A 12,622-nucleotide genomic window follows, 5' to 3' on the forward strand; every position below is an offset into this window, starting at 1 on the left:
ATGTAACGCTTAATCCTCAGGATATCATTAATAAAATTACATTTATCCAGAATGGTGATGATAATGATAATATCATTACCGTATAAATATGGAAATAATCTTATCAACAGAGGTAAAGGAAAAGATAGCTTTACGTCAATGGAGTAATGATACTTTAATCGGTGGTACATGCAATGATTATATGGAAGGTGACTATGGTAACGATACTTATGTTTTTGCCAAAGTTCATGGCCAAGATATCATTAATGATATTCAAGGTACTGCCGATACTATTCAATTTGCCGATGTTGATTTCGAAGAGGAATCTCTTACTAAGATAGCTTATTTCAATTAGAGAAATTCAAAGAAGAGAAGATATGCAATAAACAGGCATCACAATTATTGTGAGGCCTGTTTTTATATGAAAAACAAAATCCTTCAAATCTTTCACTATTGATTTAAATAGCTTTGTTATTTTTTCGCGGTGACCTGCCCTATGCGTTCATAAGCTTATCTTCAGATAAACCAGTCCATGCACACTTCTACCAAAAATACTCACACTATAAAAGCCAAAGGATAAACACATAACTAGATGTATTCATTGGGGAACCAATCTGCCTAAATCCTTAATTAGCCTTTTAAATGTTAAATTATAAACAATATTTTATATTTGTTTTTTTATAACAAAAATTTCATAAATATTCTATCCAGAAAAAAAATTTGGATAATAGAATCATTAAACTATTGAAAAATCCCATTTGCAGAACTTATGTTAACTATGTTAATTTATGGGATATATTCATTAATTTATCATTTACTACAGAGACAGAATATAAAGCTTATGAAAAATTATAGTTTGCAGAAATTACCAAGAGTGCCATAAAAAACTTTACATAATTTTTTGGTTAATATAAGTGAACAATTCAAAGAAATTTAACTTAAATATTGAAATTAAAATTGGCATCACTTTTATTAAATTTCTCTTTATCACTTCTTTCAACCTACAAAATGAGCATAAGAATGAATAAAACTGTTAAAAATATCCAAACTGGGAATGACTGGGCTAAAGATCGCTATTTTTTTCAGCCAGGTCACGGACAAAGCATCGTAAGAGACAAAGGCAACGAATATGACAAAGCCCAATACAATGATCTAATTTTTACTCGAGCCTGTGCAAGCAATGCCACATTCAGCCGTTCTGGTAACGATTTAATCATCAAAGCTTACGGACCGGCAGATTATGTAATATTGCCTGATTACTTCAACCCCAATAACGCTTACAGCCGCGCATTCAACTTTGTCTTTGCCGACAAAACTTTAAGCAGGAATGACATAGCCGCCATGACTTTTATGCTTAATGGCACCAATAATGATGATTTACTTTATGGTTGGGAAAGCAACGACATTATTAATGGTGGAGCTGGTAACGACACCATCTATGGTGGCAACGGCAATGATACCCTGAACGGTGACTCTGGAAATGATCATCTATACGGTGGCTATGGCAACGATATCCTCAATGGTGGTGATGGTGACGACTATCTGGAAGGTGAGCATGGAGACAACATGCTGGTTGGTGGAAATGGTAACGATATCCTGATAGGAAGTGATGATGGCTACAATGTTCTTATCGGCGGTACTGGTAACGATATACTGGCTGGAGGAGACGGCAAAGACCTCTATATTTTTCAAGCCGGCCATGGGCGGGATGTAATTAACGATAAAAGCAGCCAAACAGATGTAAGCAGTATTAATGATGTTAAATTTGAAAAGGCTTACGTAAAAAATGCCCTATTCACCCGCTCAGGAAATAATTTAATTATTGAAGCTTATGGTGGCAATGATTCAGTGACTTTAACCGATTATTTCTGCCCCGATAGTCCGCAAAAGCGTGCCTTTAATTTTATATTCGAAGACAAAACACTTACTGTTAAAGACATTGCCCAAATGACCTTTGTGATAAACGGTACTTGGATTGATGACATTATTACAGGCTGGGACAGTAAAGACATTATCAGTGGCTGGCTGGGAAATGACACGATTTACGGCGGAAAGGGTGACGATATACTCTATGGAGATGCCGGTGATGACTGGCTGTATGGCGAAGAAGATAACGACACTCTTAATGGTGGCGATGGAAATGATCATCTGTATGGTGGTAATGGTCAAGACGTGCTTAATGGCGGCAGCGGTAATGATTTTCTGGATGGAGGAAATGGTAAGGATTTCTATATTTTCCAGTCCGGTCATGGACAAGATACCATTCAGGATAATAGTACAGACACTGACAAAACCCAGTTTAACGATGTTATTTTCGAAAATGCTTGTTCTACTGATGCCAAATTCAGCCGCTCAGGTAATAATCTGATTATTAAAGCCTATGGTGATAAGGATTCTGTTACCTTCACAGATTTCTTTAATTCAGATAATCAATACAGCCGCTCGTTTAATTTTGTCTTTTCTGATAAAACATTAAGTATCAATGATATTGCTGCTATGACATTTACAATCGATGGCACCAATGGAGACGATATACTTAAGGGATGGGACAGCAACGATATCATTAACGGCGGATTGGGAAATGATATTATTTATGGCGGTAATGGCAACGATATTCTTAATGGAGACGATGGAAACGATAAACTCTATGGAGAAAATGGTAACGACTATTTAAGCGGTGGAGCCGGTGACGATTATCTTGATGGTGGCAATGGTAACGACATACTTATAGGTGGAAATGGCAATGATATCTTAATAGGAGGACATGGTTATGACATTTTGAACGGTGGAGCAGGAAATGACATTCTAAGTGGTGGGGACTGGGAAAAAGACCGATATATCTTTCAGGCCGGCCATGGTCAGGATATCATCAATGATTTAGGTTCAAGTACGGATAAAGAGCAATACAACGATGTTGTATTTGAAAATGCCTATATTCAAAATGTGATTTTTAGCCGCTCAGGCAATGATCTTATCATTAGAGCTTATGGTGGCAATGATTCTGTTACTTTAAGCAATTTTTTTAGCCAAAGTAATACCGGCTATCGTGCTTACAATTTTGTTTTTGCCGACATAACTTTGCCAGCAGATATCATCAATAATATAAACATTTCGACAAACGGTACCGACGGTGATGATGTATTACATGGGTGGGAAGGTAACGACATCATCAACGGTAAAGCGGGAAATGATATCCTTTTTGGGGGAAGTGGTAACGACATACTGAATGGTGATGCCGGTAATGACAAACTCTATGGAGAAGATGGCAACGATATTCTGAATGGTGGTGATGGAGATGATTACCTTGATGGCGGTAATGGGGACGATATTCTTATCGGCGGTAGCGGTAACGATATCCTGATAGGTGGCAATGGCTATGATGTACTAATTGGCGGTACTGGCAATGACATTCTTTCAGGTGAAGAAGGCAAAGACCTGTATATCTTCCAGGCTGGTCATGGACAGGATACTATATATGACAAAAGCCAATCTACAGAAAAATGCCAGTTTAACGATATAAAATTTGAAAAAGCATTATCTTCGAATGCTGTATTTAGCCGCACAGGAAATAATTTAATTATTAAGGCTTATGGAAGTAATGATTCTGTTACTTTGACTGATTTTTTCGACCGCGAAAACCCCTATACCCGTGCATTCAACTTTATTTTCGAAGATAAAACATTCACCGTCGATGATATTGCTAAAATGACATTCATAATTGAAGGTACCAATGCAGATGATGTGCTCAATGGATGGGACAGCAACGACATCATCAATGGCCGAAAAGGCAATGATGTTATTTACGGAGGTAAAGGCAACGATATTCTCTATGGGAATGAAGGTCATGACACAATTTACGGAGAAGAAGGTGATGACAATATTATTGGCGGTAGTGGCAATGATATCCTTCTAGGCGGTGGCGGGAATGATTCACTCTTGGGTGAAGAAGGCTACGATATACTGAATGGAGGTGCAGGTAATGATTATCTCTATGGTGGCAATTTTGAAAGAGATATGTATGTTTTCAATGCCGGCCACGGACAAGATGTAGTCAGCGATATGGCTGCAAATTCCCAACAAGGTGATATTCTGGCTTTCAAAGACTATAAAAGTAATGAATTGTGGTTTAGTCATAACGGCAATGATTTAATTATCAGCCATCTAGGCACTACAGATCAGGTGACAGTTAAAAACTGGTATCTCACTGATTACTGTCGCCAATACTGCATCACCACGGCTGATGGTAAAGAAATATTTGCCTCACAAATTCAGCAATTAGTGAATGCCATGTCATCCTTTAGTTCTGATTCGCAAAACATTCCATCAATAGATGAACAAAAGATGCTATTCAATCAGCAGGCAATCATTTCATCATACTGGGGAAATTAAATTTAAATTTTTAATACCGATTTAATATTTAATAAAAGGAATCCACCACGGGATTCCTTTTTATTTTTCCGAAAAATTATTTTAAATAAGCAAACATATAATTTAAAAATAAAACCGGCTAAGTATAAATACAGAGCCAGTTTTACTTTACAAACTGAGATGTGTGTCCATCCCAAACAAATATAAATTGTTATAGGTGCATACCAGTTAGACGAGCAGTATCCTGAGCAATCATCAGCTCTTCATTGGTTGGAATCACCATCACAGATGCTTTACTATCTGCTGTGCTGATTACACCTGGCGTACCAAAGCAAGCTTCCATATTGGCATCATGATCCAGAATCAGACCGAACACATTCAGATAATTCACTACTTTTTCACGCATCATGGTAGAGTTTTCACCAATACCTCCAGTAAAGACCAGCGCATCAAGACTGCCACAAGCAACCATCATGCCGCCTACATATTTAGCTAAGCGGTAAGCAAAAACATCCAAAGCCAGCTCTGCCCCTTTATGTCCATTAGCGGCTGCTTCTTCCAGCATGCGGCAATCATTGGACAGATTAGATAAACCGAGCAATCCGCTTTCCTTGTTCAGCATTTCAGTAATCTGTTCGATGCTCATTTTGGCATTAGCAGCTAAGAATGAAAAAATACTTGGATCAATGTCACCACAACGGGTACCCATTACGAGCCCTTCCAGCGGAGTCAGACCCATGCTGGTATCCTGTGAACGGCCATTTTTCACAGCTGTAATGGATGCACCATTGCCCAGATGAGCAATAACCATACTCATTTCATTGATATCACGCTTTAAAAAAGCAGCGGTTTCCTGTGCCACATAGCGATAGCTGGTACCATGAGCACCATAACGGCGCACACCATAACGAGTATATAGGGTGGATGGAACAGCATAGTGATAGGCATGTGGAGGCATAGTCTGATGAAATGCAGTATCAAACACCGCTACCTGCGGTAAGTCCGGAAATGCCTGCTGAGCAGCCTGAATACCCAGAATATGAGCCGGATTGTGTAATGGAGCCAACACAATACAGGCTTCGATATCTCGCATTACTTCAGGAGTAATCACTGTGGACTGAGTAAAACGTTCGCCACCATGAACCACACGGTGACCAATCGCTTTTACGCGGTCGTACAGTCCTAAATCTTTCAGCTGTTCCAGCAAAGCCATAACAGCAGCTACATGGTCATGACTACCTGTCAAAGCGTGTTTGTGTTTTTCACCATTTATTTTAAAAGTAATGAAAGCATCAGTATTGCCTACTTTTTCAGCCAGACAGCTCATTAAAACTTCTTTTTCGGCCACATCCATTACTGCAGCTTTCACGGAAGAACTGCCGCAATTAAGTACCAATACTAAATCTTGCTCACTCATGTTGTTGTCCTGTTTATTTTATTACTCAGTTTCAAAAAGAAAGTTCATTCTTTTTTTGATTAACGGGCAAACAGCGTTCGTGCACCTGTAAAACGCTGGCTGAAATAGGGTTGATCCAGTCTGGCCGTACGAATCACACCGTTACTGGAAGGAGCATGAATAAATTCACCGTTACCGATATACAACCCCATATGAGAATACGTCTGACCCGAAGTATTGAAAAAAACCAAATCCCCGACCTCCAGATCGCGCGTACGAATTGGAGCAGAAACAGCGGCTATATCTCGAGCAGTACGGGGTAGCCTTACTTGCAAAGCTTGCTGGTAAACATATTGCACCATACCACTACAATCAAAACCATTATCACGGGTACTACCACCATATCGGTACGGGGTGCCTATCAGACTCAGGCTTTGCAGCATTAATTCCTGGCTGCCTGCCCGGTGGCTGATTTTAGTAATCCGGATAGGAGCCAGATGGTGCTGACTGGCAATCTGAACTCCTTTTCGTTTTCCAGTACCACAGGCCGAAAGAAACAGAATCAGCGCGCCTAAAACGGCACGCCGCTGTGCATTACATGCCATCATTCATTGATACCCTGTGTGATTAACTGATTCATCCCTACTACGGAAATATAACATGAGTTGGTAATAATTTCTCTAAGCAAAAAGGCTTAACTGATTATCATTACAATACCTAACCTTGTCGTACAAAACCCACAAAAGAGCTAACAAAGCCTGATTTAAACGCCCTTGCCGACTTTTATTTTCTTGACAGTAGCTTTGCGCAAGAATAGAGTAGATACACTAATTTGTAAAAACCAGCTGAGAAACAGACGCCTGTCCGCTTTTTCAGCCGCAATTATAACACTTTAGTAGTAATGACACTCATCGGGCATCAAGAGACAGGAAGCAGCATGCAGGACTTTGCACCACTCATTATTCGCAATCATCATCTCATTCCGATAGTACAGGGAGGGATGGGCGTAGGTATTTCCGCGTCCAAACTAGCCAGTGCCGTAGCACGTGAAAATGGTGTTGGTACCATTGCAAGTGTAGATTTGCGTCATCTTCATCCCGATTTACTGGAACAATCTAAAGAAAATCCCACCCAGGAAAAATACGATTCCCTCAACCGGATTGCTTTAGACCGAGAAATCAAAGCTGCCTTGGCACAGTCAGAAGGACGAGGCATGATTGCCGTAAATGTCATGAAAGCGGTAAAAGACCATCAGGCAATGGTACAACAAGCCTGTGAATCCGGTGCTCATGCAATTGTAATGGGTGCAGGCTTGCCATTAGATTTACCTGATATGACCGAAAATTTTCCTGACGTTGCTCTTTTGCCGATTTTGTCCGAATCCCGTGGTATCGCCATTGTCCTCAAACGCTGGATGAAAAAAAACCGGCTTCCGGATGCAATTGTAATTGAGCACCCAGCACATGCAGCCGGTCATCTTGGAGCTGCCACAGTAGCTGGAGTCAATGATGAACGTTTTGAATTCAAACGAGTTTTAACCGAAACATTTGAATTATTTAAAAAACTGGATTTAGAGCGGGAAAAAATCCCTTTAATCATCGCTGGTGGGATGGCCAACTTTCAGAAAATCTCCACCGCCCTGAAAGAATGGGGTGCTGCCGCCGTACAGATAGGTACAGCCTTTGCCGTTACGCAGGAAGGTGATGCACATATCAATTTCAAAAAAACACTGGCTGGTGCTGAAGGTGAACAAATTGTTGAGTTCATGTCTGTCGCCGGTTTACCAGCGCGCGGTGTCAAAACTAAATTTCTAGACAGCTACTTGAAACGAGAAAGTGTTTTGCAGGCCAATGCCAAAGCCGATCCACGACGCTGTACACAAGGTATTAATTGTTTATCTGTATGTGGACTACGTGATGGACTGGAAAAAGTCGGCCAATTTTGTATTGACTTAAAGTTGGCTGCAGCTTGGCGCGGTGAAACTGACAAAGGTTTGTTTTTCCGCGGTAAAGATCCTTTACCTTTTGGCAATGCTATGCGTACGGTTAAAGAAACCATTGACTATTTATTAACCGGACATATACATGCTGAACAAAAATCTGCCTGAGTGTTCATTTTGTTCATTAAGCCACTTAATATGTGGCTTTTTATTTATTCATTAGTTTTATACACACTTAATACGCTTAAGTCTGCCAGCAACTGATATAAGCGCAGTAATAAAAATTACAACTTACTGCTGCGGTAAACAGATTGGTGGTAGTATCAAAGTATAGAAAATTTGATGCATATACCACTATGAATCCAAAACTAGAATTATTACAACCCTATCCTTTTGCCCGCCTGCGTAAATTAACGGATGGATTAGAACCGCCAGCCAATCTAAAACCTATATCCTTACATATTGGCGAACCAAAGCATCCCACCCCTGCAGTGCTTACGGACGCATTGCAGCAACATCTGGACGGATTTGCTGTATATCCCCTTACGGCGGGGATACCTGAATTAAAAGAAGCCTGCGCCCAGTGGCTAAACCGCCGATATGATGGTTTAAGTGTCAATGCTGAAAGTGAAGTGCTGCCAGTTTTAGGTAGTAGAGAGGCATTATTTGCTTTTACCCAAACCATTATAGATACAAGCAGCGAGTATAAACCTGTCGTAATTAGCCCTAATCCGTTTTATCAGATATATGAAGGAGCTGCTTTACTGGCTGGCGCACGAGTAGAATATGTCAATTGTCGGGCACCACACTTCATGCCCCAATGGGAGGAAATTGATAGCAACACATGGTCAAAAGTGCAGTTGGTATTCGTTTGTTCACCAGGCAATCCAAGCGGTGCCGTCATGAATCTAGAAGAATGGCAGAAATTATTTGCACTACAAGACAAATATGGCTTTGTTATTGCTTCAGATGAATGTTATTCAGAAATTTACTTTGATGATAACAATAAACCCTTAGGAGCTTTGCAAGCTGCAACACAATCGGGACGAACATTTGATAATTTAATTATGTTCACCAGCCTATCCAAACGCTCTAATGCACCAGGATTGCGTTCGGGCTTTGTAGCTGGCGACAGCAAACTCTTGTCCAGCTTTTTACTATACCGTACCTATCATGGTAGTGCCATGAGTTTACCAGTACAGTACGCCAGTATCGCTGCATGGAATGATGAACAGCATGTAATCGAAAACCGACAACTGTACCGAGAAAAATTCGATAAAGTCTTACCAATTTTACAGCGCAAATTCGCTATCCACAAACCTGATGCCTCTTTTTATTTGTGGTTATCAGTACCCGACTGCGATGATTTAGCCTTTACTCAAAAATTATGGCAAAAGGCTGCAATCAGGGTATTACCGGGTCGCTATCTTGCACGCAATACACCTCATGGCAACGCTGGTGCCGGTTATGTCCGCATTGCATTGGTTTCCAGTGTAGAAGAATGCATTGAGGCAGCTAATCGAATGGTTAATTTGTCTTTCTAACAACATCTTTAAACAAATAATTAATAACATAAAACCAGAAATGCATGTATTGAATACAAATATTTCTGGTTTTAATTTTATAATGCTATAGCAATTATTCTACATTCTGTACCTGTTCACGCATTTGTTCAATCAGCACTTTCAGCCCTACTGAAGCCTGAGTACATTCAATGGCAATGGCTTTACTACCCAGCGTATTCGCTTCACGGTTTAGTTCCTGCATCAGAAAGTCTAGACGCTTACCTACACTACCATTATGCTCCTGCAGAAGACGTCTTGTTTCAGCGATATGTGTATTCAGCCGATTCAGCTCTTCATCCACATCAGCCTTTTGCATAAACAGTACAAATTCTTGTTTCAGACGTTCCGCATCTACCTGTGCCACAGCTTCGCGTAAGCGTGTTTCGGACTTATTCATATAATCCTGCAACAATTGAGGAAACAGCTGCTGTATTGCAGCCACAATATCGCTCATATCATTTAGCCTGTTCAACAGATGCTGTTGCAGTTTCTCTCCTTCTCGAGCCCTTGCAGCCTTAAGTTCGGATAATACTTGCTTGAGCAATGTCTGCACACCATTTAATAAGACATCATCATCCTCTGAAGTGGCCATAAGCACACCAGGGAAATGAAGAATATCGGCCACTGTTAACTTACCCAAATCCTTATGCTGGCGACGCAACTGATGATTAAATGCAGCCAGCTGCTCTACCAATTGATGATTGATAGGCAGACTTTCTGTATTCTGATTAGGTAATGCCTGAATCTGTATGCGGCATTCCAGTTTCCCACGAGCCACTTCCGCACTGATTAATTCACGCATCTGTCCTTCAAAAGGACGTAATTCCTCTGGTACTTTAAACTGAATGTCTAGATAACGATGATTTACAGCCCTAAGCTCAATGTTGATTTGACGACTACCAAATTGTCCTGAACCGTTTGCATAGCCAGTCATACTGTATAACATATTATTTTCCTTAAAACGTTTTTTCCTGCCTGCTATTATTCAAACTGGCAATTAAATCAAGTATAACGAAATCCGCTTAATTCTTAAAAGACCTAATTAGTATGATGAACAGCATACAAGTAATATAATATTTGCTTTATCACTCTTTCCTGTCCTGCCAGCATGAAAACCAATACAGTACCTAACCGCACCAACCGTGCAAACGATGAACCGCGTCAACTGACGATTGTTCCGCATTTTTTGCCTCATGCTGATGGTTCCGTACTTATCAGCTGCGGTAATACCAAAGTTATCTGCACAGCCACCATCGATGAAAATGTACCTCCTTTTTTGAAAGAAAGCGGACGTGGCTGGGTGACTGCAGAATATGGCATGCTGCCCGCTTCTGCCAACGGGCGCATGCGCCGTGAAGCAGTAGCTGGTAAACAGACTGGTCGAACACAGGAAATCCAGCGCCTGATTGGCCGTTCCTTACGGGCAGTAGTAGACATGAAAAAGCTGGGCAGCCGCCAAATACTGATTGATTGTGATGTAATTCAGGCTGATGGAGGTACCCGGACCGCTAGCATAAGTGGTGCTTTCGTCGCGATGTCTCTGGCTATAAGCAAACTGCTTAACCAAGGCGTCATCATAGAAAATCCCATCCGTGAAGCAGTTGCCGCTATTTCTGTTGGTATGCTTGACAACACATTGTTACTTGACCTGGATTATCCAGAAGATTCAAACTGCGATGCTGACATCAACATTGTTATGACTGCATCAGAACAATTAGTGGAAATTCAGGGTACCGCAGAGGGTGCCACATTTAGTATCCAGCAGTTGAATCAATTAATCAGTCTGGCACAAAAAGGCATTCGTTCTATTCTTGCTGCTCAGCAGCAAGCATTAAAAGCCTATTAATTCAAACAAATACAACTAACTATTATCTAAATTTAAAGATAATTTAAAACAAGCCGCTTGAATCTGACAAAATACTGATTCAGCGGCTTGTTTTTACATGATAAAAATGCTACAAAGAACGCCCTGACTGGATAAATAAGCAGATAGTGTTTACACAGTCTCTCCTTTTTTGACAATAAAACAACTCAGAAAGCAAGCAGTATTATGGCGTTAATCGTACAGAAATACGGCGGTACCTCAGTAGGTTCAGTAGAACGCATTAAAAACGTAGCGCGTCGGGTAGCACAGGCCAAAGCCAATGGTGATGATGTTGTCGTAGTGGTTTCCGCAATGAGTGGCGAAACCAATCGTTTAGTTGCACTGGCTCATGAAATACAGGAAAAACCCAATCCACGTGAAATGGATGTTGTACTTTCAACCGGAGAGCAAGTTACGATCGGCCTTCTAGCCATGGCTTTACACAGCATTGGAGTAGATGCCAAAAGCTATACCGGCTGGCAGGTAGCGGTAAAAACCGATTGCGCTCACACCAAAGCCAGAATCGATGCAATTGACGAAATTCGCATTCGTAGCGATCTGAATGCAGGTAAGGTTGTCATCATAGCAGGCTTTCAGGGTGTAAACGCGAACAACGACATCACTACGCTAGGCAGAGGCGGTTCTGATACCTCAGCTGTGGCTCTGGCCGCAGCATTGAAAGCAGACGAATGCCAGATATATACCGATGTAGACGGCGTCTACACAACCGACCCGCGGGTCGTACCAGAAGCACGGCGTCTAGAAACCATTTCATTTGAAGAAATGCTAGAACTGGCTAGTTTGGGGAGCAAGGTTTTGCAAATCCGTTCGGTAGAATTTGCCGGCAAATACAAAGTGCGGCTGCGCGTCTTAAGCAGTTTGGAAAACAGTGGCAAAGGTACTTTAATAACGTTTGAAGAGGATCAAGATATGATGGAACATGCGGCAGTATCCGGTATTGCTTTTGATAAAAATCAGGCACGAATTAATGTGCGTGGTGTGCCGGATACACCGGGAATGGCTTCTCAGATACTCGGTGCCGTAGCCGATGCCAATATTGAAGTAGACATGATTATCCAGAATGTAGGTTCTGCAGGCACCACAGATTTCTCTTTCACCGTACCACGTAGCGATTATCAAAATACATTGGATATTCTGCATGAAGTGCAGAAAACTATCGGTGCCCGCGAAGTTTGCGGCGATGATACCGTATGCAAAGTTTCCATTGTTGGCATGGGCATGCGTTCACATGTAGGCATTGCCTCCACCATGTTCCGCACATTAGCGAAAGAAAACATCAATATCCAAATGATTTCTACTTCTGAAATCAAAGTATCCGTGTTAATTGATGAAAAATATCTGGAGCTGGCTACGCGCGTGCTGCATCAAGTATTTGAGCTTGATAAAGAACCATCCCAAAGAAGTTAAAACATCTATTTAATTCTTGTAAAGTTCACAAACGGCCGGCCGAGTCACATCAGTCGGCCTTTAATTATTGTACAATGGCAGCT

9 protein-coding genes are annotated in these 12,622 nt (G+C 41.1%); 6 read left to right on the forward strand and 3 right to left on the reverse strand.

Annotated elements, in window-relative coordinates; translation table 11 throughout:
- Positions 1–88 precede the first annotated feature (88 nt).
- Together J3U75_RS09550 and J3U75_RS09555 are read left to right on the forward strand one after the other, a co-directional pair.
- Complete coding sequence (locus J3U75_RS09550; protein ID WP_267391907.1) at positions 89–334, forward strand: hypothetical protein; 246 nt, start codon at positions 89–91, stop codon at positions 332–334.
- A 665-nt stretch (positions 335–999) separates the two neighbouring features.
- The gene (locus J3U75_RS09555; protein WP_267391908.1) at positions 1,000–4,368 is read left to right on the forward strand and encodes a calcium-binding protein; all 3,369 of its coding nucleotides are present in this window, start codon (positions 1,000–1,002) and stop codon (positions 4,366–4,368) included.
- A gap of 190 nt (positions 4,369–4,558) precedes the next feature.
- Here J3U75_RS09555 and J3U75_RS09560 read toward each other — a convergent pair whose 3' ends face one another.
- Positions 4,559–5,764, reverse strand: a complete 1,206-nt coding sequence (locus J3U75_RS09560; protein WP_267391909.1) for an acetate kinase — start codon at positions 5,762–5,764, stop codon at positions 4,559–4,561.
- A 59-nt stretch (positions 5,765–5,823) separates the two neighbouring features.
- Positions 5,824–6,351 (reverse strand): C40 family peptidase, encoded by a 528-nt coding sequence (locus tag J3U75_RS09565; RefSeq protein WP_267391910.1) that lies wholly within the window; start codon positions 6,349–6,351, stop codon positions 5,824–5,826.
- A gap of 329 nt (positions 6,352–6,680) precedes the next feature.
- Between J3U75_RS09565 and J3U75_RS09570 the strand changes: the two genes are divergently transcribed.
- Positions 6,681–7,850, forward strand: a complete 1,170-nt coding sequence (locus J3U75_RS09570; RefSeq protein WP_267391911.1) for an NAD(P)H-dependent flavin oxidoreductase — start codon at positions 6,681–6,683, stop codon at positions 7,848–7,850.
- 188 nt (positions 7,851–8,038) lie between these two features.
- Positions 8,039–9,226: a succinyldiaminopimelate transaminase gene (dapC, locus tag J3U75_RS09575; RefSeq protein ID WP_267391912.1), complete on the forward strand. Its 1,188-nt coding sequence runs from the start codon at positions 8,039–8,041 to the stop codon at positions 9,224–9,226.
- Positions 9,227–9,320: 94 nt separating this feature from the next.
- Here dapC and J3U75_RS09580 read toward each other — a convergent pair whose 3' ends face one another.
- Positions 9,321–10,193 (reverse strand): YicC/YloC family endoribonuclease, encoded by an 873-nt coding sequence (locus tag J3U75_RS09580; protein WP_267391913.1) that lies wholly within the window; start codon positions 10,191–10,193, stop codon positions 9,321–9,323.
- A 162-nt stretch (positions 10,194–10,355) separates the two neighbouring features.
- On the opposite strand from J3U75_RS09580, the gene rph reads away from it, so the two are divergent.
- Both rph and J3U75_RS09590 read left to right on the forward strand, forming a co-directional pair.
- Positions 10,356–11,093, forward strand: a complete 738-nt coding sequence (rph, locus tag J3U75_RS09585; protein ID WP_267391914.1) for a ribonuclease PH — start codon at positions 10,356–10,358, stop codon at positions 11,091–11,093.
- A gap of 204 nt (positions 11,094–11,297) precedes the next feature.
- Positions 11,298–12,539, forward strand: coding sequence for an aspartate kinase (locus J3U75_RS09590; protein ID WP_100141252.1), 1,242 nt, complete (start codon positions 11,298–11,300; stop codon positions 12,537–12,539).
- The last annotated feature ends 83 nt before the right edge of the window (positions 12,540–12,622 follow it).

The sequence above is a fragment of the Snodgrassella sp. B3088 genome (genome assembly GCF_026535815.1).
Classification (GTDB): Bacteria; Pseudomonadota; Gammaproteobacteria; order Burkholderiales; family Neisseriaceae; genus Snodgrassella; species Snodgrassella alvi_E.

Bases quoted from the DNA above. Each gene is read 5' to 3' on its own strand.
- J3U75_RS09550 (WP_267391907.1), top strand. From the start codon at position 89: ATGGAAATAATCTTATCAACAGAGGTAAAGGAAAAGATAGCTTTACGT.
- J3U75_RS09555 (WP_267391908.1), top strand. From the start codon at position 1,000: ATGAATAAAACTGTTAAAAATATCCAAACTGGGAATGACTGGGCTAAA.
- J3U75_RS09560 (WP_267391909.1), bottom strand. From the start codon at position 5,764: ATGAGTGAGCAAGATTTAGTATTGGTACTTAATTGCGGCAGTTCTTCC.
- J3U75_RS09565 (WP_267391910.1), bottom strand. From the start codon at position 6,351: ATGATGGCATGTAATGCACAGCGGCGTGCCGTTTTAGGCGCGCTGATT.
- J3U75_RS09570 (WP_267391911.1), top strand. From the start codon at position 6,681: ATGCAGGACTTTGCACCACTCATTATTCGCAATCATCATCTCATTCCG.
- dapC (WP_267391912.1), top strand. From the start codon at position 8,039: ATGAATCCAAAACTAGAATTATTACAACCCTATCCTTTTGCCCGCCTG.
- J3U75_RS09580 (WP_267391913.1), bottom strand. From the start codon at position 10,193: ATGTTATACAGTATGACTGGCTATGCAAACGGTTCAGGACAATTTGGT.
- rph (WP_267391914.1), top strand. From the start codon at position 10,356: ATGAAAACCAATACAGTACCTAACCGCACCAACCGTGCAAACGATGAA.
- J3U75_RS09590 (WP_100141252.1), top strand. From the start codon at position 11,298: ATGGCGTTAATCGTACAGAAATACGGCGGTACCTCAGTAGGTTCAGTA.